23 protein-coding genes and 1 pseudogene are annotated in these 20,989 nt (G+C 60.8%); 13 read left to right on the top strand and 11 right to left on the bottom strand.

From position 1 onward, the window contains the following. The first annotated feature begins 1 nt into the window (after position 1). Complete coding sequence (locus WBP06_RS03275; RefSeq protein WP_395331816.1) at positions 2-928, top strand: NAD(P)/FAD-dependent oxidoreductase; 927 nt, start codon at positions 2-4, stop codon at positions 926-928. Positions 929-1,015: 87 nt separating this feature from the next. Here the strand turns inward: WBP06_RS03275 and WBP06_RS03270 are convergent, their stop codons facing one another. The 7 genes from WBP06_RS03270 to WBP06_RS03240 form a co-directional block, all read right to left on the bottom strand. Further along, positions 1,016-1,642, bottom strand: coding sequence for an alpha-ketoglutarate-dependent dioxygenase AlkB (locus tag WBP06_RS03270; protein WP_395331814.1), 627 nt, complete (start codon positions 1,640-1,642; stop codon positions 1,016-1,018). Then, complete coding sequence (locus WBP06_RS03265) at positions 1,639-1,902, bottom strand: DksA/TraR family C4-type zinc finger protein (protein ID WP_395331812.1); 264 nt, start codon at positions 1,900-1,902, stop codon at positions 1,639-1,641. Before WBP06_RS03265 ends, WBP06_RS03270 begins: the two co-directional genes overlap by 4 nt. Before the next feature lie 219 nt (positions 1,903-2,121). Beyond that, the gene (locus tag WBP06_RS03260) at positions 2,122-2,724 is read right to left on the bottom strand and encodes a flavodoxin family protein (protein WP_395331810.1); all 603 of its coding nucleotides are present in this window, start codon (positions 2,722-2,724) and stop codon (positions 2,122-2,124) included. Beyond that, the gene (locus WBP06_RS03255) at positions 2,721-3,506 is read right to left on the bottom strand and encodes an SDR family NAD(P)-dependent oxidoreductase (RefSeq protein ID WP_395331808.1); all 786 of its coding nucleotides are present in this window, start codon (positions 3,504-3,506) and stop codon (positions 2,721-2,723) included. Before WBP06_RS03255 ends, WBP06_RS03260 begins: the two co-directional genes overlap by 4 nt. A 9-nt stretch (positions 3,507-3,515) precedes the next feature. After that, complete coding sequence (locus WBP06_RS03250) at positions 3,516-4,721, bottom strand: zinc-dependent alcohol dehydrogenase (protein WP_395331806.1); 1,206 nt, start codon at positions 4,719-4,721, stop codon at positions 3,516-3,518. After that, positions 4,721-5,290 carry an SRPBCC family protein gene (locus tag WBP06_RS03245; RefSeq protein WP_395334010.1) on the bottom strand — a complete coding sequence of 190 codons (570 nt, stop codon included), beginning with the start codon at positions 5,288-5,290 and terminating at the stop codon, positions 4,721-4,723. The genes WBP06_RS03250 and WBP06_RS03245 overlap by 1 nt, the downstream gene beginning before the upstream one ends. Positions 5,291-5,776: 486 nt before the next feature. Continuing rightward, complete coding sequence (locus WBP06_RS03240; RefSeq protein ID WP_395331804.1) at positions 5,777-6,928, bottom strand: glycosidase; 1,152 nt, start codon at positions 6,926-6,928, stop codon at positions 5,777-5,779. A gap of 415 nt (positions 6,929-7,343) precedes the next feature. On the opposite strand from WBP06_RS03240, the gene WBP06_RS03235 reads away from it, so the two are divergent. The 10 genes from WBP06_RS03235 to WBP06_RS03190 all read left to right on the top strand — a co-directional run bounded on the left by WBP06_RS03235 (position 7,344) and on the right by WBP06_RS03190 (position 15,033). After that, a complete protein-coding gene (locus WBP06_RS03235; protein ID WP_395331802.1) occupies positions 7,344-7,640 on the top strand; it encodes a plasmid stabilization protein in 297 nt (98 codons plus the stop codon). After that, positions 7,640-8,029, top strand: a complete 390-nt coding sequence (locus WBP06_RS03230; RefSeq protein WP_395331800.1) for a four-helix bundle copper-binding protein — start codon at positions 7,640-7,642, stop codon at positions 8,027-8,029. The genes WBP06_RS03235 and WBP06_RS03230 overlap by 1 nt, the downstream gene beginning before the upstream one ends. A gap of 9 nt (positions 8,030-8,038) precedes the next feature. Further along, positions 8,039-10,033, top strand: a complete 1,995-nt coding sequence (locus WBP06_RS03225) for a protein-L-isoaspartate(D-aspartate) O-methyltransferase (RefSeq protein WP_395331799.1) — start codon at positions 8,039-8,041, stop codon at positions 10,031-10,033. Positions 10,034-10,207: 174 nt separating this feature from the next. Continuing rightward, positions 10,208-10,747 carry an MgtC/SapB family protein gene (locus tag WBP06_RS03220; RefSeq protein WP_395331797.1) on the top strand — a complete coding sequence of 180 codons (540 nt, stop codon included), beginning with the start codon at positions 10,208-10,210 and terminating at the stop codon, positions 10,745-10,747. Between the two features lie 381 nt (positions 10,748-11,128). Continuing rightward, positions 11,129-11,956, top strand: coding sequence for a PPK2 family polyphosphate kinase (locus tag WBP06_RS03215; RefSeq protein ID WP_395331795.1), 828 nt, complete (start codon positions 11,129-11,131; stop codon positions 11,954-11,956). 253 nt (positions 11,957-12,209) lie between these two features. Beyond that, positions 12,210-12,413 (top strand): ComEA family DNA-binding protein, encoded by a 204-nt coding sequence (locus tag WBP06_RS03210; RefSeq protein ID WP_395331793.1) that lies wholly within the window; start codon positions 12,210-12,212, stop codon positions 12,411-12,413. 71 nt (positions 12,414-12,484) lie between these two features. Next, positions 12,485-13,669, top strand: coding sequence for a mechanosensitive ion channel family protein (locus WBP06_RS03205; RefSeq protein WP_395331791.1), 1,185 nt, complete (start codon positions 12,485-12,487; stop codon positions 13,667-13,669). A gap of 54 nt (positions 13,670-13,723) precedes the next feature. Next, a complete protein-coding gene (locus WBP06_RS03200) occupies positions 13,724-13,963 on the top strand; it encodes a DUF1488 family protein (RefSeq protein WP_395331789.1) in 240 nt (79 codons plus the stop codon). Positions 13,964-14,072: 109 nt separating this feature from the next. Then, complete coding sequence (locus WBP06_RS03195) at positions 14,073-14,447, top strand: hypothetical protein (protein ID WP_395331787.1); 375 nt, start codon at positions 14,073-14,075, stop codon at positions 14,445-14,447. A 376-nt stretch (positions 14,448-14,823) separates the two neighbouring features. Beyond that, the gene (locus WBP06_RS03190; RefSeq protein ID WP_395331785.1) at positions 14,824-15,033 is read left to right on the top strand and encodes a DUF2945 domain-containing protein; all 210 of its coding nucleotides are present in this window, start codon (positions 14,824-14,826) and stop codon (positions 15,031-15,033) included. Between the two features lie 53 nt (positions 15,034-15,086). Here WBP06_RS03190 and WBP06_RS03185 read toward each other — a convergent pair whose 3' ends face one another. The 4 genes and pseudogenes from WBP06_RS03185 to WBP06_RS03170 form a co-directional block, all read right to left on the bottom strand. Continuing rightward, positions 15,087-15,458 carry a response regulator gene (locus tag WBP06_RS03185; RefSeq protein ID WP_395331783.1) on the bottom strand — a complete coding sequence of 124 codons (372 nt, stop codon included), beginning with the start codon at positions 15,456-15,458 and terminating at the stop codon, positions 15,087-15,089. Continuing rightward, positions 15,458-16,858, bottom strand: coding sequence for a sensor histidine kinase (locus WBP06_RS03180; protein ID WP_395331781.1), 1,401 nt, complete (start codon positions 16,856-16,858; stop codon positions 15,458-15,460). The genes WBP06_RS03185 and WBP06_RS03180 overlap by 1 nt, the downstream gene beginning before the upstream one ends. A gap of 793 nt (positions 16,859-17,651) precedes the next feature. Next, positions 17,652-18,410 carry an SDR family oxidoreductase gene (locus tag WBP06_RS03175; protein WP_395331779.1) on the bottom strand — a complete coding sequence of 253 codons (759 nt, stop codon included), beginning with the start codon at positions 18,408-18,410 and terminating at the stop codon, positions 17,652-17,654. Between the two features lie 170 nt (positions 18,411-18,580). After that, positions 18,581-18,793 (bottom strand): annotated as a pseudogene (locus WBP06_RS03170) (cold-shock protein); the annotation flags it as partial. A 149-nt stretch (positions 18,794-18,942) separates the two neighbouring features. Between WBP06_RS03170 and WBP06_RS03165 the strand changes: the two are divergent. Further along, positions 18,943-20,046: a DUF3182 family protein gene (locus WBP06_RS03165; RefSeq protein ID WP_395331777.1), complete on the top strand. Its 1,104-nt coding sequence runs from the start codon at positions 18,943-18,945 to the stop codon at positions 20,044-20,046. Continuing rightward, a complete protein-coding gene (locus WBP06_RS03160; protein ID WP_395331775.1) occupies positions 20,043-20,783 on the top strand; it encodes an alpha/beta hydrolase family protein in 741 nt (246 codons plus the stop codon). The genes WBP06_RS03165 and WBP06_RS03160 overlap by 4 nt, the downstream gene beginning before the upstream one ends. Positions 20,784-20,989 lie beyond the last annotated feature (206 nt).

The following is a 20,989-nucleotide window of genomic DNA, read 5'->3' as shown; positions in this document are numbered from 1 at the left end:
GGTGTCCAGGGAGCAAACCGGACTTCTCGATTGCCTGATCATCGGCGCCGGTCCCGCCGGCCTTACAGCGGCAATCTATCTTGCACGCTTCCGTTTGCGGGTCGGGCTGGTCGATGCTGGGAACAGCCGAGCCGCACTCATTCCCCGCACGCACAATCACGCCGGTTATCCCAATGGTATTCCTGGAAAAGAATTGCTGGCTCTGATGCGCGAGCAGGCAGCAAACTTCGGCGTCACCGTGCGCTCCGGTCTGGTGGAATCGCTGAAGCAAAATGGCGAGCACTTCCTTGCCCAATTCGGGGGCACGACGGTTGAAGCCCGCAGCGTCCTGCTCGCCACTGGCGTGGTGAACAATCGTCCGGAAATCGCACCGGAGATTCACGACGTGGCACTCGCGCGCGGTCTGCTGCGCTATTGCCCGATCTGTGATGGCTACGAGGTTACCGACAGGCGGGTTGGGGTCATAGGAACGAGGACGCGTGGTCATAACGAGGCGCTGTTTCTGAGGATGTACTCCAAGGATGTGACGCTCATCGCTCCCGATGGCGAACTTGACCTCAGCAAGGATGAAATGGCCCGAATTCAGGAGGCCGGGATTACCCTGCGTGACGGCCCGTGCGCACCGCTGCGAATAGAAGGCGACGCAATCCTTGCACCGGTGCCGGGCGGGACGCTCGCTTTCGACACCATCTATCCCGCGCTGGGTTCAATTATCCGCTCGGATCTCGCGATCATGCTCGGCGCGGATGCAACCGAGGACGGTTGTCTGGTCATTGACGACCATCAGCGTACAAGCGTACCCGGGCTCTATGCCGCCGGCGATGTCGCGAAGGGGCTTGATCAGATCAGCCACGCCATGGGCCATGCCGGAGTGGCCGCCACGACCATCCGCAACGACCTCTCGGCGAAAATGCTGCTGTTGCGCTGAGCGTCCAGCTGTTCCCCCGCCGTCCTTTTTGTGCGTAGGAATTCGGCGCAGAGCGCAGTTCCTGCCTCACCTGGATTGTCTGGCCTTCTAAAGGGCGAGGCTCCGAAATGTGATCGACCATCGGGGACTGTCCAATTCGGCGATGCTGTGTTCCCACAAATGCCGAGCCTCTCCCCCCAGAAGATACAAGCCACGTTGGCTGGCCTCGTGGGTGAAGCGCTCGAAGCCTTGACTGATCCGGCGCCGGAGGCGAACGGGTGCCGATCTGCCGAGCGACAGCCCTGCCAAATGCTCGAACATGGGCCTGTCGCGGTGCCAGCCGATCCCTGCACCCGGATCATAGCGGATCACAAGCGCTTGCTCGAAACGCTCGGGCACCAACCCGACATGGGCGGCTACGACAGTTCTGACAGGAAGCAACCAGTCCGGAATACGTGCCCCGCGCTCTGCGCGGCCAGTGACGTGATCGTACGTCCATCCAAACGAGCAGGTGAGCCGCTTGCCCATCCACTTCCGAAACCGGAACGGCTCGAGATTCGAGGCATCGATCCGGGCGATAAGCTCGATTTCTTCGCCACGGGAAATAACGTCTCCCCAACTCTCGAGGCCGGCAGGCCCCCTCCCCGGCGTAACCGGGAGCCCCCCGAACAAGCCAAGTTGCCCTGCCTCTGCGTAATCGTCCTTTGCCCGCAATCTGGCACCGCGATAATTCATCGAAGCTGGCTGTCCTTGCTGCCGCGTCGATTGATTGCAGAATACACCGGCCGGCGCTCGCGCCCCGATTGGCACGTCACGCAGGTACGCACGCCGGGCAACGCGCGGCGGCGACCTTCGGGGATCGCGTCACCGCAGACCTCGCAATCAGCGAGGCTATCGCCTCGCGGTATCGATGCCCGGGCGGCGGACACCGCGTCGTTGAGACTGTCCTCGATCTGATCCTGCACAGCGCCATCCGGCGCCCAGCCATTGGCCATTGGGTTTCTCCTCACCTCAGGAGATAGGAACAGGCTCCCCGATTTCACCCTCTTCCTGTTCTTCTGTCCTCGGCTTGCCAATCGCTTTGCGCACCGTTCGTCGCATATCCAGCCCGAAGCCTGTCGCCGGATTTGAAAACGGGAAACGCGATCGGTGGGAGCGCGATTTAGAGGGAGGAACCCACAAGAAACACAGTTTCGGATTGCCGGACGAGGACCTCAGCCCGGATAAGTGTCCCCCTTGAGCAAACCGGCAAGGTGGACGGCATTCGAAGAGAGCATCCTTGCTGTCTTCGCCACCATTGCCGGGGTCTCCGTGAGGTCCTTGAAATCAGTCGAGCCCATCGCCTCTCCGACCCAATAGCACACACCGATCGCCGGGATCGTCCAGCCCACGTCGTTGAGCGCTTGGAAAATCTGTGCCGAGGCGGCATGGGCGCCATCCTCGTTGCCTACGATTGCTGCGACGGCGATCTTCCCGTAGCTCGGCATGCGATCCCTTTCATCGGTCTCCGACAGGAATGCGTCCATTCGCTCCAGCACACGTTTGGCAATGCTGCCCGCCTGACCCATCCAGATCGGCGTACCGAACAGGAGCACGTCGGCCGCGAGGATTTTCTCGCGAACTTGGGGCCAATCGTCGCCCTCTCCTTCGTCCGACGTCACGCCCGGCTTGATGTTCAGCGAAGCGATGCGGATCGTCTTCTCGACGCTCGCCCCCTTCTCCTCGAATGCCGTTTTGACGACTGCGATCATCGCTTCTGTCGAACTCTCGCCGCTTGCCTTTAGCGTGCAATTGATCGGCTGCACCACCACGCTCATTGTGATCCTCCCGAGCCAGGCTCAGCCATCTTGCGGTGCTGCTCGGCCAGCATCGATTGCGGGACGACGCCCGCGGCGGCCACTTGCAGCTTGTTGCTCCAACCTGACACGACATGGCCCTTACCGGCCATCAGCGCATCCCAACCGTCTTTGGCGACATAGGCAGGGTCCGCTTTGCTGTCGTCCTGGCCGACGCTGGTATCGCTCAACCCGGCACGCTTGAAGAATTGGGTTTCGGTAACGCCCGGCATCAGCGTCGTGAGCGTCACACCCTCGCAGTCCTTGATCTCGTTGCGGAGCGCCTCGGTGAAATTGTCCACGAATGCCTTGGTGCCGTTGTAGACCGCGTTGAAGGAGCCCGGGATGAAGCCCGCGATCGACCCGGTGACGAGGATCCTGCCGCTCTTGCGCGCAAGCATCGGCCCAAGCACTTGCTGGATGAAATAGATCGTGCCGGTTATGTTGGTGTCGATGACGCTGCGCCAGGCCTCCACGTTCTGGTCGATGAACGCGTGGCCCAACCCGTGGCCCGCATTGGCGCAGGCAAGATCGATCTGGCGCTCTGCCGCCCGAGCCAGGAGTTCGTCGACACCTTCCAGGGTCGAAAGATCCACTTCCACCGTCTCGATCGCAACACCCAGGCCTTCGAGTTCGCGCTCCGCCTGCGTGAATGGCGTATCGGCGCCCAGCAGGAGGTCATAGCCATCTTTCGCGGCGAGCTTGGCAAGTTCCAGTCCGATGCCACTCGAAGCACCGGTAACAATCGCAAATTTGCCTGCCATGGGAAGCTCCTATGCTGATGCCGCGCCAGAGGCAGCGGGCTGGAGGCCGGGCTTGAGGACGACCTTGGTCACCTCGTTCTGCTTGTCGTGAAACATCTTGTAGCCGTCGGGCGCCTGCTCGAGCGGCAAGGTGTGGCTGATCAGGAAGGTCGTATCTATCTTGCCTTCCAGGATCGCGGTCAGCAGCCCGGGCATGTAATGCTGGACGTGCGTCTGCCCGGTCTTGAGCGTCAGGCCCTTCTCCATGAAGGCACCGAGCGGGAACTTGTCGACGAAACCGCCGTATACCGCTGGCATCGACACTCGCCCGCCCTTGCGGCAGGCAACGATCGCCTGGCGGATCGAATGGGTCCGGTCGGTGCCGAGGAATGTCGACGCCTTGATTTGGTCAAGGACGTTGTCGAGGAAGAAACCGTGCGCCTCGAGCCCGACTGCGTCGATCACCGCGTCCGGACCGATCCCCCCGGTCATCTCCATCAAAGCTTCGTAGGTCCTGGTTTCCTCGTAATTGATGATCTCTGCCCCGAACCTCTTTGCCAGCTCGAGGCGGTGCGGAAAGTGATCGATGGCGATGACGCGCGCAGCGCCCATGAGAAATGCCGACTGGACCGAAAACAGTCCGACCGGTCCGCAACCCCAGACGGCAACGGTGTCCCCGGGCTCGATCTGCGCATTCTCCGCCGCCATCCATCCTGTGGGAAGTATGTCGGAGAGGAACAGTACCTTCTCGTCCGGGACGCCGTCGGGAATGACGATCGGCCCGACGTCCGAGAAGGGAACGCGCACAAACTCTGCCTGGCCGCCAGAATAACCGCCAGTCATGTGACTGTACCCGAACAGGCCGGACATCGGCTGACCGTAGAGTTCCTGTGCAATGTCCTGATTGTCGGCGGGATTTGCGTTGTCACAGGCGGAATATTGGTGCTTGCCGCAGTGGAAGCAGTTCCCACACGCGATCGTGAACGGGACCACGACTCGATCGCCTTTTCGGAGCGTGGAACGGGGACCGACCTCCACGACCTCACCCATGAACTCATGCCCCAGGATATCGCCAGCCTGCATGGTCGGAATGTAGCCATCGTAGAGATGCAGGTCCGAGCCACAGATCGCGGTCGCCGTGATCTTGATGATCGCATCGCGCGGGTTGAGGATTTCGGGATCGTCGACAGTTTCGACACGGACATCATGTTTGCCATGCCAGGTCAGCGCGCGCATCAGGCCTTCTCCTCTTCGAGCTGCTTGTGCGTGCGCGCAGCCGTAGCGATCTCGCCTGTCTCCATAAGCTGCTTGAACCGTCGGAGGTCGCGGCGCGCCTGGATAGCCGGCTCACGCTGGAAGACCTTGGCAATGACCTTGCCGATAACGCCGGCGGGCGGATCGTAGATGATAGTGGCGGTAACCTGGGTTCCGCGCCCGCCCGGCGCATCTCTGAATTCAATTCGGCCCCCGTTGGGAACATCGGCGCCCTCGGCCGAGCTCCAAGCGATCAGCTCGCCGTCGCGATCCTCAGTGATGACTGCATCCCACTCAACGGTCTTGCCTGCAGGCGCCCGCACCACCCAATGGCTGCGGGTATCGTCGATCACCTCTACCCGCTCGACATTGTCCATGAATGTCGAAAGTCGCGCGAAATCCCTCCAGAAAGCGTAGAGTTCATGGCGATCGCGATTGATGGTCACAGTGCGTCCGACCAATTGGTCTGCATGCGCGTCGACGCTCAAGTCGGCAGCTTCGCGAGCGACTTGAGCGGACTTGGAGGTGGACAGGGGCGCGTCATCGCGCACGGCACGGGCCGGCGTGTCGGTCACAGCAGTTCTCCCTTGATGAACCTGTGTAACCTTATCGGTGCGCTGCCGTTCCCGGCGATCGCAGGCTTAGGGCAGCTTTGCGACGAACGACTATTCCCTGCGCTAAGCGGATTTTCAGAACATCGCTGCTGTCGAACAAATACAATCAGGAAATGACTTATCCAGCGCGGACGAGAGGGCAGCTCTATGACTGCCCGCCACAAAAACGAGCCTTGACGCAAAACCTCTCCGCGACGACCTGCGCGCGATGGCCCACAAGCAATCGCGCCCCGCGCAGAGCGCCCACGCAAGAGCCACCGAGCGAAAAACTGCGCAAGCTGTGCCTCTTCAGCGAGCTGGGGTTTAAAAACCAAAATGAGAGCCTGATACCGCCAGTGTCGTGTCCGACCGGATGCGCCAAGTCCGTCATGAGCCTCGGCCGCTCGACTCGACGCAATGGCAGATGCTCATGCTGCCAGCGTCTCATCCGGCGGTTGTGAGCGCGCGGCGAAATACCTCTTTAGGGATGTGGCTAATCCGGCATGCGAGGTCGGCCTCGCCGGACGCGACAACGTAATGGTCTCCACCATCCACGATCCCGGTCGTGAACACGACATCTCGAATATACATCTGGTGATCGATGGGCTGCGTCAGAGCCGGATTTGCTTCCAGCAGCGGCACATGCTGTGTCCATATTACCTTGCTCGGATCATCTCGGTCGAGGATCGACCAATAGGTCCGGTAAATACCGATAATTTCCTTAGGCTCGACCCCGTGCCAAAGGGTCAACCAGCCCTCGTCGGTAAGGATCGGGGGCGTCCCGCCACCGATACGGGCAGTTGCTACTGTACCGGAATGGGGCCTTATCCCTGGACCACGGAATGGCTTCCAGAAATGGCCGTCTGGGGACAGCGCAAGGTTGATGGAAGGACCGGCGCGCCATTCGCTACCAGGCGGATAGGCGAAGTAAAGATCACCGAGCGGCCGTGTCTGTGCCCAATATTTTCCGTCGATCAATCCTTCGAAGATCAACATGTCCTTGTTTTGATGGTCGAGCAGGATGTCCTCGAACGTCCATTTCAGACCATCTGCCGAGCTGTAGAGCGTCGTCGACTGACGTTCTGGGCTTACCGAGCAGGTCGTCATGAGATAGCGGTCATCGACCTTGCTGATACGCGGGTCTTCCACGCCGTAGCACTGCCAGCTCGCGCGCGGTGCGATAACGCGGTCGTAATGCATCGCGACAATTGTCAGCCCATCCGGTGCCAGTTCTACTGGCAGCAGCCAGGATATGGAGGTCAGCGCCATCACCTTCCAGCCGCCGCCACGCAGCATGAACGTGCGCGGATCTGCCGTATCGGCATGCTCGAGAGGCCAGGCGTCGAGCAGGTAGCGGCCAGCCTCCTCCTCGCTGGCTTCCCAACGGATCGAATGGACATGACCATTCATGATCGGCTGGCGAAGCGCTTCTGCGACGCGGGCGATCATCATGAGATTGCCGCTGGCCAGCCGCGTCAGGCCCGGATTGAACACGCCCAGCACATAGGTTTCGACATCCAGGTGACCAGCCAAGGGCGACCGGGTCAGATCGATATCGTCAGGGAGCAGCACCAAGGCATCGGTGTCGAAATTCATGGGAGAACCTCGTGGCGTGTACGATGCTGTCATAAACTCGTTTTGGCCGGAAAAGTCCCCGCTCATCCGTCCGTGACGTAAGCCCGCATCACCCCGACACAAAATCGTATCCAAGGCCGACCGGCGGCAGAGCTGTCACTTGTCTTTGCGATACTGCAGACTTGAATGGCTGCCCGCTTCTACCGGAACCTGCCGAGGCCACGTAGCGCGGCGATAGTTTTGCGAGGCAATCTGCGGCCTTGAGCGGTCGGCGGCGCGGTTTGCCGCATTCTTCAAGGTACCGCTGCAGCGAGCCGCGGACAGTGGCCTTCGCGCGTCTCATGGATTTGCTGCGCGCAATTGCGACCGATGGGAAGCCAATTCGTTGCTGTGGCGTTCAGGGATCAGTGGAGGCACGCAAGCAAGGAGACGGATCATGCCCCGCGGCGACAAGTCGAGCTACACCGACAAGCAGAAGCGCAAGGCTGAGCATATCGAGGAAGGCTATGAGGATCGCGGTGTCGGCAAAGAAGAGGCCGAGCGACGGGCATGGGCGACCGTCAACAAGGAATCGGGCGGCGGCAAGAAGTCCGGCTCAGGCCGCGGCAAAGCGGAGAACCACGACAGTTCGCGCAAAGGCGGCCGCAAGGGTGGCTCCAGCCAGAGCGCCGAGAAGCGCTCCGAGGCGGCCAAAAAGGGTTGGGAAACCCGCCGGAAGAAGGGTAAAACCTGATGTCGATCCACAAGATGATTGCACTTCACCCCGATGTGGGTGAGGACTTCAACGAAACGCTTGCGACCGCCGCACGCCACGCGATGTTTTGCGCGGAAATGTGCACCAGCTGCGCCGATGCCTGCATCGCCGAGCCGATGGACATGCGCCAGTGCATCCGGTCCTGCCTCGACTGCGCCGACATTTGCACCGCGACCGGACGGCTCGCGGTGCGGCGCACCGGGCAGAATATCGAGACAATGCGCCTGCTGCTCGAGGCCTGCGCTCAGGTCTGCGAGGCATGCGCCGCGGAATGCGCGCGCCATGATCACGGACATTGCCAGCTCTGCGCCGAAATGTGCCAGGAATGCGCTGCCGACTGCCGCGCCGCACTGCTCACCGTCAAGTGACGCACGCACATGGCTACCGATTTCGAGGTGCAGCGTGATCGAATGGTCGATACGCATCTTGCCGGCCGCGGAATTCGCGACGCCCGGGTGCTGGATGCCATGCGCGCGGTCCCTCGCGAACGTTTCGTGCGCGAAGGACTCGAAGAGTTCGCTTACGAGGATTCCGCGCTGCCAATAGAAGCGGGTCAGAGCATCTCGCAGCCGTATATTGTCGCCGCCATGATTGAGGCGGCCGAGGTTCAGCCGGGCGATCGTGTGCTCGAGGTGGGTGCCGGCTCGGGCTATGCGGCGGCGGTGATCGGCCGCATCGCGAAGCAGGTGATCGCGATCGAACGCCATGCAAGCCTGGCCAAGCTCGCCGCAGCGCGGTTGACAACGCTCGGCTATGACAACGTCGAGGTGCGCGTCGGCGATGGAACGCGTGGCACGCCCGAAGACGCGCCCTTTGACGCCATCCTGGTCGCGGCGAGCGGACCCGACGTGCCGGCGACGCTGAAGCACCAGCTCAAGGTCGGCGGAATTCTCGTCGTGCCGGTCGGCGGTGCTGATGAACAAACGCTTTGCAAGGTGACACGTGTCGCCGCTGACCGCTTCGACGAGGAGAGTCTGGGCGCAGTCAAGTTCGTGCCGCTTATCGGAACACAGGGCTGGCGGGAGGATGGCAGCCGGGCGGCGAGCAACCATTTGCCCGGCGCATCGCGCGATCAGAAACTGCCCGATATGATCGCCAACGCCGCAGAACCCTTGCCGGACTTCGACGACCCAGCGTTCGGCAGGCTGTTCGATCGCTTTGCCCACCGGCGCGTGGTGATGCTCGGCGAAGCGAGCCACGGGAGCAGCGAATTCTATCAGGCGCGCGCCGCGATCACACGCCATCTCATCAAGCATCACGAGTTTACCATCGTCGCGGTCGAGGCCGACTGGCCAGACGCGGCGACCGTCGACCGCTATGTGCGCCATCGCGAGCCCGCCCTGACCGCCGAACCGCCGTTCCAACGCTTCCCGACCTGGATGTGGCGCAATACCGATATCCGGGCTCTGACGGAATGGCAGCGCGCGCAGAATTCCGAGCTTCCAATGACCGAGCGGGCCGGCTTCTACGGCCTCGACATCTACAATATGTCAGCTTCGATTGGCGCGGTGATCGACTATCTCGACGAGGTCGATCCCGAGGCTGCGGCGGTAGCGCGCGAGCGCTACGGCTGTCTCACACCCTGGCAGCGGGAGCCGGCGACCTATGGGCGAGCCGCGCTCAGCAGAGGCTATGCAGCCTGCGAACAGGCGGTAATCGACCAGTGCCGCGATCTCCTCGCCCGCAGGCTCAACTACGATGCGAACGACGGCGATGATTTCCTCGACGCGGCGCAGAATGCCCGACTGATCGCCGCCGCGGAGCGCTATTACCGCACCATGTATTATGGCGGCGCGGAGAGTTGGAACCTTCGCGACAGGCATATGTTCGAGACGCTCATGCATCTTCTCGAAGCCAAAGGCGACGCGGCGAAAGCTATCGTATGGGCACATAACAGCCACATCGGCGACGCCCGCCACACCGATATGGGGATGAACCGGGGCGAACTGAACATCGGTCAGTTGGCACGCGAGCGCTGGGGCGATGCCGTCGCGCTGATCGGGTTTGGCACGCATACGGGCACTGTCGCAGCCTCGACCGACTGGGACGGCGACATGGAGGTGAAGCGTGTCAACCCGTCAAGGCGCGACAGCTATGAGCGCCAGTTGCACGACAGCGGCGTCGACCGCTTCCTGCTCGATCTTGGCGCAGCGGCGCATCCGCCGCTGCGCCGGCGGCTGTGCGAACCGCTCCTCGAACGTTTCATCGGGGTCATCTACCGGCCAGAGACCGAGCTCTGGAGCCACTATAGTCAGGCAATCCTGCCTGAGCAGTTCGACGGTTTCGTCTGGTTCGACGAAACCCGGGCTGTGACACCGCTGGGTCCAGAGCATCATCGCGGGATGCCTGAAACCTATCCGTTTGGCGTCTGAGGCGAACTCATGGCGAACACATGGCGACCCCATGTCGATTCGAAGCTTCGGGCCACTTGACCGAACATTTCCACGTTTTCGCTCCAGTAACATCCATCTCAGGCTCGCGAACGTGGAAAGGTATTCGCTGCTCGGTTACACATAGGCAAGGGTCAAGACACGGATGGCGCCAAAATGCTTGAAGACAATCTGACCACCACACTCATGCGTCTCGGCCTGGCTACTCTCCTGGGCCTTGCACTCGGCTTTGAGCGTGAGCGACGAGGTCATGACGCAGGGATTCGTACGCACGGTTTGGTGGCGCTCAGTTCAGGCATGCTGACCCTGTCCGCTCTGGAACTGGTGGAGGTGCATGGCGAGGGCGATCCCGTCCGGGTGATTCAAGGGCTCGCCCAGGCGATCGGATTTATCGCTGGCGGTCTCATTTTTGTGCGCGGGGGAGACGTGCGCAATATGACGACTGCGGCCAGCCTCTGGATGGCAGCCGCCATAGGCATAACCGCCGGTGCCGGCCAATACGTTCTGGTTCTGGCCGGCACCGGGTTGGCGCTGATGTTGCTTGCCGCTGTAACTGCCGTGGAACGCTTTTTCCCGGATCGGAAACGCGAGCCGGATTGCCAGGGAGAAATACAGATGCCGAACCGCCGCGGCTCTACTTCGCAGTCCCCCCACCCAGATGATCGAGAAGACAGGTCTACGCGCGACGAGCGATAGCGCTGCGGCTGATCCGGGATAACGCTCCGATCAGCACGAGAAGCATCGAGCGCACGAGAGTTACATCGGCTGTTGTATCCGAAGACGTGGCGGCCGCCGATCTTGGCTGGCAACTACGCCTTATTCCTGGCGTTTCGTATTCATGCGAAGCTAAGAGCTGGAGGTTCGCCAATGCCGTCTCCTGCGGAAACCATCATAGATTTCCCGAGCCCAGAGAAACAGGGCGCGGCTTTCGAACTCGCAGACCCACTGCCCAAGATAATGCGCTGCGGGAAGGAAAGGTGGACTTGCGACAAATTGCGTCGGCTCGGCGAAGACCTCGGCCTCGCAGGAAAATTCGATCGTTTATCGTCTCATCTGATTGCGTGTTAGGTTCCGCATATGGGTTTCGCTGGAAAATATCGCGTCGATACTCACGACAAAGTTCGCCTTGGCGCGCTCAAGACCCGAACGGCCGATGGCATCGAACGAAATCCTGCGAAATCGAAGACGCGCAAATTGGTCGAGACTATCGGCCAATTCCAGTATCTGCTCTATGCGGGAGCCGATCGGTCGCTACTGGTCGTGTTGCAGGGTCCCGACGCCTCGGGAAAGGACGGTCTGATCCGCCATGTCTTTTCCGGCGTGAACCCGCAAGGTGTCAAAGTCACCCCTTTCGGTGAACCAAGCAAGGCTGAGGCAAGTCACGATTTCCTGTGGCGCGTGCATTTGCGGACACCTGCGAAAGGCGAGATCGCGATATTCAATCGCTCGCACTATGAGGGCGTACTCGCCGAGCGGGTGCGCAAGTTGGTGTCACGGGAAATCTGGGCCGAACGCTATGCGATGATCAACTCGTTTGAATCTCTGCTCGCCGAAAATGGCACTGAAATCCTCAAGTTCTATTTGCACATCTCGCCCGAGGAACAGCTCAATCGTTTCCGCCGCCGGTTGGAGGACAAGTCACGTCACTGGAAGATCGACGAGGCTGATTACGACGACCGAAAGCTCTGGCGGGAATACCAGACGGCGGCCGAAGAGATGCTTGGACGAACAAGTACGAAGATCGCGCCCTGGTACGTCATTCCTTCGGATCACAAATGGTTCCGTAATTACGCTGTCTCACGGATCATACTTCGATCATTGCGGCGGATGCAGCTTCGCACTCCCCCGGTCCAGGCGGACATCCAAGAGATCAAGCGCAAATTTCACGATACGGCGGAAAAATGATGTAAGGCAAACCTTGGTCAAGACTCCCATCCCAATCTCGTGGGCAGCTAGTGGGACATGACCGGTTTCAGGATCGAACAACGATTTCCCAAACGAGTGAAATCACCCGGACAAGGACGGGCACCTCAATCCCGGTCAGAACACAGAGTCGACCAGTGGTCGTCGGCTGATTCGGCCGAAACCCGGCCTTGAGGCAACCTGCCAACGGGGGGAACGTTTGTCGTTTGAGAACAGATGAAAGGTTCGCCCCGCCATGGAAAGAAACGGTTTGATCGACGTGAACCTCGCGTCTGCCGAGGAACTGGACACAGTCGCCTGCCTCAAGGGCCACGGCTTCGAAATCGTGCGCTATCGTGACGAACGGGGGCGCTTCACCGAACTGCGGCAGCTTGAGGAAGTGCCCGGCCTCGCCGGCAAAGTCGATTACGACGATCGGCTGACGGTCGGCGAGCGCTGATCACGCGGCAAGCATGCCGGTGCCCTGCAAGCCTTCCCGCCACTCTTCCTCCATTCGCAGGTCTGAACACGATGGCCCAACCCTATTCCGCGCTATCTGCCGCAACGGTAGCCGTGGCAGGTCCCAACACCAAGCTGGGCCCCCTCTACCAACAGACCTCGGAGTGGATTAGCGCCCGCTGGCTGGACGTCCTGCTGGCATGCGCCGCCACCGCAACAATCTATCTTCTCCTCAATCTGATCCGGGCGACGGGTATCCGCCTTTGTCGCCGAGGCACGAGGACGGATTGGGACAACATCATCGGACGCGCGATTGCGAGAACTAGCCGGGTCTTTCTGCTGCTGGTCGCCATCCGTCTCGTGGCGGGCTACACCAAGCCGCCTCCGCTTGTTCTGACCACCATTGTCTCCCTGTTCACCGTGGGAACCGTAATCCAGGCGGCGTTCTGGGCGAGAGAAGTCGTCTTTGGCGCGATCGAACAGCGAACGGTCGAGCACTCGGAGCACCGGCAGGCGCTTGCCAGCGCGTTCGGCATCATCCGCCTGCTCGTCACGCTCGCGCTGGCGGCCGTGGCGCTGGTTCTGATCCTCAGCAACCTGGGGGTAAACGTCACCGGGTTGATCGCCGGTCTTGGCGTCGGCGGCATCGCCATTGGCCTGGCCGCCCAAGGCATCTTCGCCGATCTCTTCGCGGCGCTTGCGATCCTGTTCGACGGGCCATTCCGGGTGGGGGATGCGATTTCCTACAACAATGGGGCGGGGTCGGGCACGGTGGAGAAGATCGGGCTGAAATCCACCAGAATTCGCGGCGCGGCGGGTGAGGAGCGGATCGTTGCAAACAAGAACCTGCTGGATTTCGAGATACTCAATACCTCACGCCGGCTGCACAATCGTTTCAAGTTCGACTTCCATCTGGGTTACGCCACACCGGCGGACGTCGTCCTGCTGGTGCCCGCGATGCTCCGCGAAGCCGTTGAGAGCGAGGGATTTACCCTCGTCCATGGTGGATTGAAAGGGTTCGGCGACAGCGGCCTCAAGTATGACGTGGAATTCGAGTCCGCCGAAACCGATTTCCCATCCGACGCGCGCGACAAGGTGGCTGCCGCAATCCTGTTGCGCTTTCGCGGGCATGACATCGGCTTCGCCTATCCCACGCAGATCAACCTCGTCACGGAGAAAGGCGCGCCAGAAGCGGCCGCCCCGCAGGCGAATGCCAACCACCACGAAGAGCGAAAGTCCGTCAGGGAAGTCCGCTGATCAACCCGCCGCCACATCCTCCATTTGCGATCGCCGCATTGAAGGGAGCCTGCCATGCCCAATCTGACATTGACGACGGCTGCCCGGGCATGGTTGCTCGATCGTCGCGCGGTCGAGTTCTCCCGCCAGTGGGAAGCCACGCAGTATAGATTCTATGTCACGGACGAGGCGCTCGAAGATATGGTCGGCCCGAAGCATGGCGTGAACATCGACAGTGCGCTGGAGGTGTTCGACGACCACCACGCGTCTTGGTACCTGCCGCGGACTTCCTTTGGCCGCACAGAGACAAGGTGAAGGAGGAATATGTGATCACGCGGAATTCCTTCGGAAATTCCAGCGGGATGATAGAGCCTCCTAGTTTGTCCGGTTAGGCATGGCGGGCTGGGTCGCAAGGGGTTCTGGAATGCCTGAGTTGATAACGGGATGGAAACTGCCGGCGGAGGAACGGGACCGGCTGCTCGCCCGCTTCCCGCCCCGCTACATCTGCCTTGTTGCCGACCATGTGACGTTGCGCTTCGGCACCGACGATGAAACTCCTCTTCCTACCCAGCGGACGGCCCTTGTGGTCGGCGAGGCTGACGACGGCAGGGGCGTCCAGGCGCTGGTGGTAGAGATCGCGGGTACCACTCATCGCGGCGATGGCAGCCATTTCCACATCACCTGGACACTGGCGCAGGGACGCGTGGCGCGGGAGAGCAACGAGTTGCTGAAGGCCGGATGGCTGGAAATGCATCCGCCCATCGCGATCGACGTCTATCCCGCGCGGTGGAACCGATAGGCTGGACGATGCCTACCAAACCGGAATGATCGGGCTATCTTCGACTACCCTGCGATCATGCGGTCGATCGGCCGTCGGCGGGAAGCGAGATGGTGCCTCGGGCTGGTTGGCTTGCGCGTACCGCGAAGTCGATGTCCTTCATCTTTTCCGAACTCTGCCCGATCGTCATGGTCATGGCGTTGTTCTGAAGAAAACCCCGCCCGGCGATTTTCGCTCACCCCTCGCCGAGCGGTCAACCTTGATCGTCCACGTATGGCAGACACCCAGTTCGTCGCAAAGTGGCGCGCCTTCGCGGCTACCCAGTGCTTCACGCAGAACCATACATCCGCCCGTCAGTTGACCTCAACATAACACAGGCATTTGCGATGAGGACGTGATGGCAAAGTCATTCAAAAAGGGCGACCCGGTGGACTGGAACAGCCATGGCGGCAAAGCCCATGGCAAGGTTGTCGGAAAGCTCACCGAACCGTTGCGGATCAAGGGCCATAAGGTCGCCGCATCGAAAGAGAATGTGGAATATCTTGTCGAGACAGATGAAGGCAAGCAATCCGCCCACAAACCGGCTTCGCTCCGCCGGGGCCTTTGACCTGCTCTTTCATGACACCGTCGGCTTCCCATTTTGCACTCCTGCCCCGCAAGCTAGGCCGGAGGTGCTATGAGCCTTTCTAACGCGCTCTCGAGCGATAGGCGGGTGAACGGTTTCTGTACTACCAGCTGGCTGCGGTACGCCGCATCGATACCGGCTTCGCCATAACCCGTGACGAAGACATAGGGTATGCCACGAGCCGCAAGCGCATCCGCAATCGGATAGCTCCATTCGCCGGCCAGATTGACGTCAAGTATGGCCGCATCCACCCGCTCGTTCTCCAGCGCAGCAACGGCATGGACCACTTTCGAAACAGGCCCGACAATCGTACAGCCGATTTCCTCGACAATGTCCTCAAGAAGAATTGCGACGATCGCCTCGTCCTCGACGATCAGGACACGTCGACCTGCAAGAAGTGAAGCCATCAGGCCGGTTCCTCAACCATCATGTCGATCGTGCAAACCAGCCCGGTTTCTCGATAATCCAGGTTCACCTCTCCATCGAGTTCGCGGGCAAGGCCGCGCTGCAACAACCTCGTACCGAAGCCCCGGTGAAGCGGTGCCGCTACGGATGGTCCGTCTTTTTCCGCCCATTCCAGATGCAACTGTCCGGCATCGATCGTCCACCTCACCTCCACCCTGCCAGTCGCATTCGACCATGCACCATACTTGACGGCATTCGACGCCAACTCGTGCAACGCCATCGCTATCGCCAGCGAAACCTGCGGCCGGAGGCTCTTGTCGGGCCCTGCGATCGTAAGCCTGTTATCCGTGGTCCCGTCATCGAATGGCGACAATGCCTGCGCGACGATTTCGCGCAGATTGGCACCCTCCCAGTTCGTACGGGTGAGGACGGTGTGAACGTCCGACAGGGCGATCAATCGCCCTTCAAACGCGACGCGGGCTTGCGGGCTGGCGGCGTCGCCGCGGAAGGTCTGGCTGGCGATCGAATGGATCGTCGCAAGCGTGTTCTTGACGCGATGGTTGAGCTCGTTGACCAGTAGCCTTAGGTGTTCTTCCGCCCGCTTGATGTCGGTTATGTCTCGGGTCGTGCCGGCAATCGATTCCACTTCGCCAGCGTCGTTCAACATCGGCATGAAAATGTAGTCATAGGTTCGCCAGCCCAGCGTTGCGTGGGGAAAGCCGACTTCGCCGCGGATCCCCTTCTTGGTGGCAATGACCTGATCGATCTCTCGTTCATGCATTTCGGCATGCCACGGCTCGTACCCGACCTCAATCAAGCGCTTTCCGATCGATTCCTCAAGCGTCCTTCCCCACATTGTCAGGAGCGCGCGATTGGCGAAGGTGAAATGATAGTCCTTGTCGAATGCGTAGATGAGGTCCGGTGTCGCCGATATCAGCCCCTCGTAAGAGCGCTTCTGCCGATCGAGCTCGCTGGTCATGCGGGCAAGGGCATCCTGCATCTCGCGGCGCTCGGTCACATCGCTGGCAGCCCCGAACCATTCCGCTATCTCCCCACGCTCGTCAAACAGCGGCACCGCTCGGGAAAGTGTCCATCCGACAGACCCGTCCACTCGCCAGACGCGATGCTCGACCTCGAACTTTCGCTTGTTACGAATGGCAGCATCGATCGCGGCGCGCACGTGCGGCTGATCGTCGGGAAAAATGTAGTCCGCGATCCAGGACCGTCGGCTCGCATCAACGTTCTCTACAAAGCCGCGCCCGTCGAGCTCTCGTATCTCGGACCAATCCGGACTCATGCGGTAGACCATATCGGTGCTAGCATTCACGAAAGCGCGAAATCGCGCTTCGCTTTCCCTCAGCGCTGCCTCGGGCGATCCGCCACTGTCCTTGTGCGACGGCATCGCCGACCTATCGCCCATACACAAAGTCCTCGCTTGCCTTCCAATGTCCAGCAACGCCGTCGGAGGACAATCGCTCCATCCTTACGAGTTGCGCTACCAAGATTGCCAGCCGTACCGTTGCAAGATGCACAAAATATTTCCCAAGCTTACCTGGATAAATCCACTTGAAGCCGCAACGTGCACGTCCTTCACAAACCGATCGTGATCGCTCGTCCTCGCGTCGCGGTCATGGGAGTTCCCCTTGGATCGACATGCTGCCTTACCCGAGGCTAACCCGCGGAATGTCCGAGGCGTTCCCCGCGCGCACAAATGCACACGCGTCCTGGCGCGGCGATGCGACAAGATAGCGCCAGGCGCCGATCGCGTTGATGACCGGCAAGCCGGTGTGCCCGCAGAACTGCGTGTTGGTCAAAATGCCAAGTCGGTCCGGCTATTATTTTTCAGGCCATTCCATCGACCTCGCCTGCGCCAGACCCCGAACGGTGCCCTCCCTCCGACGGGAATCGCGCGCGGTATCACTGACCGAACCATTAACGCCCCGTGATGGTGCCGGTTCGCCCCACCCTGCGCATGAACCGTTCGGCATGCGCCTTGTTCAACCGGCGGGGCGGACGGCATCCATCCACCCGCTGATGCGCGGATCAAGCGCTCGCACGCCTAGGGTTCGAAGCACTGCGCATCGTCATCCGGCGCCCGCCAAGCGCAGCGCCGATATGTTCGGCCGCCAAGTACTCCGCTCCTCGCCCTCGCATTGTCATCGCGTCGTCGCGTCCGGAGCATTGGAAACTGGACATCACTCGCCTTCCTGTTTGCGCGGGGCAATCGTGATCTGCTGGATCACGGCGCGTCTCGGCTGGGTGAGCAAATAGTGTACGGCGACGGCGATATCTTCGGCACGCAACATGGTTTCCTTACCGATCATGTCGCGTTGCTTTTCGGCGGAAATGTCAGGATACTGAAAGTCCGCACCGGTCTTCCCGGGCTCTATCAGACCCACCTTGATGCCCTGAGGTCCCAATTCGCGGCGAAGTGCCTCGGCAAAGCCGGCAATTCCTGCCTTCATCCCCGCATAGACGGTGGAGCCGGGACCGAGCACGTGAGCGGACATCGAGCCGATCAGGACAATGTCTCCTTTGTCGGCAAGCATGCGCTGAGCAGCACTGGCGCTGAGAATGTAGGCGGTAAAATCGACCGCGACCGCATAGCGGATCTCTTCGGCCGTCATGCTGGAGAGCGCACCTGCAGGGATAGCCGCATTGATGATGACGATGTCCGGAGTGCGAAGGGAAGCCTGCGCCTGCGCGAAAAAGCTTTCGAGTTGATCGGGATCTGCAAGATCGAGGGTAATTCCATCGCCCTTCCCGACCTCACGTATGCGCTGCAACGCATCGGCCAGATGATCGGGAGAGCGGCCGCAAATAAACACCTCTACTCCCTCGCTCGCCAGCAGCACGGCGATGGCGCGACCGATGCCTGTAGTCCCGCCTGTTATGACGGCTTTGCGGCCGCGAAGGGAAGTGACGGCGGTGTGTGCGTCGGACAGGTCAGTCATGTCGCAAAGGTTCCTCAGCCCGTTGTGATGCAGCCCGCCCAAGCAAACCTCGCGGCATCGCAAGTGTTCCGTTGGCCGGTGTCGGGGACAATGACCCGTGCTTCCGGACACTATCGATCGCCGGTATCCTCGATACGAAGCGAGCCAGTTAGTCCCTGAAAAATCTGCTTTCAAAACCACGAGGTAAGAGAATTATCGCGCAATCTTCCAATCACTCGCCGGGCGGGCTCAAGTGTGCGTTCCCAGGCCAATTGCCTACCATTTCTGGTGACCCGCTCTCGAAAATCGACGGGCGGTCCCTTCGCGAGCCGGGAAAAATCCAATTCGCTGATCTCCCTATGGTGAACGAAGCAATCGTTGCCGTTGTCATAGCGCGCGATGAAGCCGTAACCCCCGGTAACGCGACCATTTCAGCTTTCATCTCCCATGTTGAACGTTCCGCAAACGGGGCCAGAACGCGCCATTCCCATGCATCCCCTATCCGACTTGTGCGTTATCCAAGCCAGTGGACGAAAGCACCTGGCGGTTACACATGAGGGCCGATTACACCCGTTCCGAGCCGGCACGAGGCCAGTTCGACAACGAACATGACAGGTCTTCCCGTCAGGAAATGGCTCGGAGACTAGCGGCTCTCTGCCGCGGCATTGCATCTCATGAACAGGACCGAATTACCTGCTTCGATGCGGACGGCCATCCCAGGCCGTTCTACATTCCGCGCGATACGCTCACAATAGACGAGGCAAGTGCAATCAGCATCCTTGGCGAGAGCGATCTTTTGGGCGGCGTCGTCCCTTTCCGCTTTGTTGCCACCAAAGCTGTCGGCCATCCGCTGGTGCACGACGCTGCCGTGATCCCGGATGGTTGGGATCCGGACCTTGGTCCTTCGCTGGAGGGGACCGTACTCTCGGGATTTTCCGCGTTTGACTTGGACGATGCGCGCCGCGCAGGGCTCAGCCTCCTTGCCGTCGGCCCGACCCGCATCAAACAGGTTGAGGCGACTGCGGGTCGCGGTCAGACCGTGGTGCGAACACCGGACGAACTTGAGGCCTCGCTCCGCCAGCTACACCCTGAAACCGTGCGTCGAGAGGGGCTGGTGCTGGAGGAGAACCTGCTGGACGTAAAAACCTACAGCATCGGTTCCGCCACGATATTCGACAGATCCATCGCCTATTGGGGAACACAGGCCATTACCGCCAATCGGGAGGGCGAGACCGTCTATGGCGGTACATGCCTTCACGCGGTTCGCGGTGGCCTTGCCGATCTTGCCGCATGCGAATTTCCCATTGAACTCGCTGAAGCGATCGAGAAGGCTCGCGATTACGATCGCAAGATCTTTGAACGGTTTCCGGAAATGTTTGCCTCGCGGCGCAACTATGACGTGGCCGTCGGCACCGATCATCGGGGCCAGCGGCGGATCGGGGTACTGGAACAGAGCTGGCGTGTCGGCGGCGCGACACCAGCCGAAATCGCGGCCTTCGAACGGTTCGAGGTAGATCCAGCATGCAATGCAACGGTCTGCGCAACCGTGGAGGTCCATGGCGATCACAACGCCGCGCCGATCGGCGCGATGGTTTACTATGCAGGCGTCGATCCGGTGGCCGGGCCGATGACGAAGTATGCAATGGTGATGGAATGAAGACGACGCATCAGGTTATGCTCGACATCGGGGGGCAGACACTGGACGGAACAGTCCTGACCCCCGCAAAGCTCACACCCGGCGTGCTTTTCATCCATGGCTGGGGTGGGTGTCAGGATCAGGATCTGCTTCGCGCGGAGGAGATCGCCCAATTGGGGTGCGTCTGCTTCACGTTCGACCTGCGGGGCCATGCCCGCCACGACGAGGACCGGAACCGGGTTACCCGGTCTGATGGTCTTGCGGACGTGATCGCCGCCTACGATTTTCTCGTCGCGCAGCCGGGGGTGGATGCGTCCGCCATTGCCGTCGTCGGCACCAGCTACGGCGGCTATTTGGCAACTCTGCTGACCGCCGAGCGCCCGGTGGCGTGGCTGGCGTTGCGGGTGCCTGCCCTCTACCCGGATGCGGACTGGGACGTACCCAAAGCTCTGCTCGATCGCGGCACGATCAACCGCTACCGCAATCATTTCCGCAGCGGCCACCAGGATCGCGCCCTGGCAGCTTGCGAGCGGTTCACAGGGGATGTCCTGATCGTCGAGTCCGAACGGGACGATTATGTTCCGCATGCCACCATCAGCTCGTTCATGGCGGCCTTCCGCTGCACCCGATCGCTCAACTATCGCGTGTTGAAGGGCGCCGACCATGCCCTGCGCGACGAAACCCACCGCAGGAAGTACAATACGCTGCTGATCAACTGGATCGAGGAAATGGTCCGCGAGATCCGGCGCGCATCCTGAACGGGCGACAGCGTTTGCGGTTGATTGCATTTCAAAAGTCGCGCTTGGCAATTGCCTGCGCCTTTGCGGCAGATTTCGGCGAACGGAGTGCTATGATCGGTTCCTCCTTTTCGCATCCTCGCGGGCTTCCTAGCCCTAGTTCACCGCTGCGGAAGCTTTCGTGACGATGCGCCGATGCGGCCGCCTTTGTGGGAGGCCGCACGGTT

The sequence above is a fragment of the Novosphingobium mississippiense genome, from assembly GCF_044029535.1.
GTDB lineage: Bacteria > Pseudomonadota > Alphaproteobacteria > Sphingomonadales > Sphingomonadaceae > Novosphingobium.
The sequence above is the reverse complement of the archived record's forward strand: the minus strand, read 5'-3'. Positions and strand labels throughout refer to the sequence as shown.

Bases quoted from the DNA above. Each gene is read 5' to 3' on its own strand.
- WBP06_RS03270 (WP_395331814.1), bottom strand. From the start codon at position 1,642: ATGAATTATCGCGGTGCCAGATTGCGGGCAAAGGACGATTACGCAGAG.
- WBP06_RS03265 (WP_395331812.1), bottom strand. From the start codon at position 1,902: ATGGCCAATGGCTGGGCGCCGGATGGCGCTGTGCAGGATCAGATCGAG.
- WBP06_RS03260 (WP_395331810.1), bottom strand. From the start codon at position 2,724: ATGAGCGTGGTGGTGCAGCCGATCAATTGCACGCTAAAGGCAAGCGGC.
- WBP06_RS03255 (WP_395331808.1), bottom strand. From the start codon at position 3,506: ATGGCAGGCAAATTTGCGATTGTTACCGGTGCTTCGAGTGGCATCGGA.
- WBP06_RS03250 (WP_395331806.1), bottom strand. From the start codon at position 4,721: ATGCGCGCGCTGACCTGGCATGGCAAACATGATGTCCGTGTCGAAACT.
- WBP06_RS03240 (WP_395331804.1), bottom strand. From the start codon at position 6,928: ATGAATTTCGACACCGATGCCTTGGTGCTGCTCCCTGACGATATCGAT.
- WBP06_RS03235 (WP_395331802.1), top strand. From the start codon at position 7,344: ATGCCCCGCGGCGACAAGTCGAGCTACACCGACAAGCAGAAGCGCAAG.
- WBP06_RS03230 (WP_395331800.1), top strand. From the start codon at position 7,640: ATGTCGATCCACAAGATGATTGCACTTCACCCCGATGTGGGTGAGGAC.
- WBP06_RS03225 (WP_395331799.1), top strand. From the start codon at position 8,039: ATGGCTACCGATTTCGAGGTGCAGCGTGATCGAATGGTCGATACGCAT.
- WBP06_RS03220 (WP_395331797.1), top strand. From the start codon at position 10,208: ATGCTTGAAGACAATCTGACCACCACACTCATGCGTCTCGGCCTGGCT.
- WBP06_RS03215 (WP_395331795.1), top strand. From the start codon at position 11,129: ATGGGTTTCGCTGGAAAATATCGCGTCGATACTCACGACAAAGTTCGC.
- WBP06_RS03210 (WP_395331793.1), top strand. From the start codon at position 12,210: ATGGAAAGAAACGGTTTGATCGACGTGAACCTCGCGTCTGCCGAGGAA.
- WBP06_RS03205 (WP_395331791.1), top strand. From the start codon at position 12,485: ATGGCCCAACCCTATTCCGCGCTATCTGCCGCAACGGTAGCCGTGGCA.
- WBP06_RS03200 (WP_395331789.1), top strand. From the start codon at position 13,724: ATGCCCAATCTGACATTGACGACGGCTGCCCGGGCATGGTTGCTCGAT.
- WBP06_RS03195 (WP_395331787.1), top strand. From the start codon at position 14,073: ATGCCTGAGTTGATAACGGGATGGAAACTGCCGGCGGAGGAACGGGAC.
- WBP06_RS03190 (WP_395331785.1), top strand. From the start codon at position 14,824: ATGGCAAAGTCATTCAAAAAGGGCGACCCGGTGGACTGGAACAGCCAT.
- WBP06_RS03185 (WP_395331783.1), bottom strand. From the start codon at position 15,458: ATGGCTTCACTTCTTGCAGGTCGACGTGTCCTGATCGTCGAGGACGAG.
- WBP06_RS03180 (WP_395331781.1), bottom strand. From the start codon at position 16,858: ATGCCGTCGCACAAGGACAGTGGCGGATCGCCCGAGGCAGCGCTGAGG.
- WBP06_RS03175 (WP_395331779.1), bottom strand. From the start codon at position 18,410: ATGACTGACCTGTCCGACGCACACACCGCCGTCACTTCCCTTCGCGGC.
- WBP06_RS03165 (WP_395331777.1), top strand. From the start codon at position 18,943: ATGAGGGCCGATTACACCCGTTCCGAGCCGGCACGAGGCCAGTTCGAC.
- WBP06_RS03160 (WP_395331775.1), top strand. From the start codon at position 20,043: ATGAAGACGACGCATCAGGTTATGCTCGACATCGGGGGGCAGACACTG.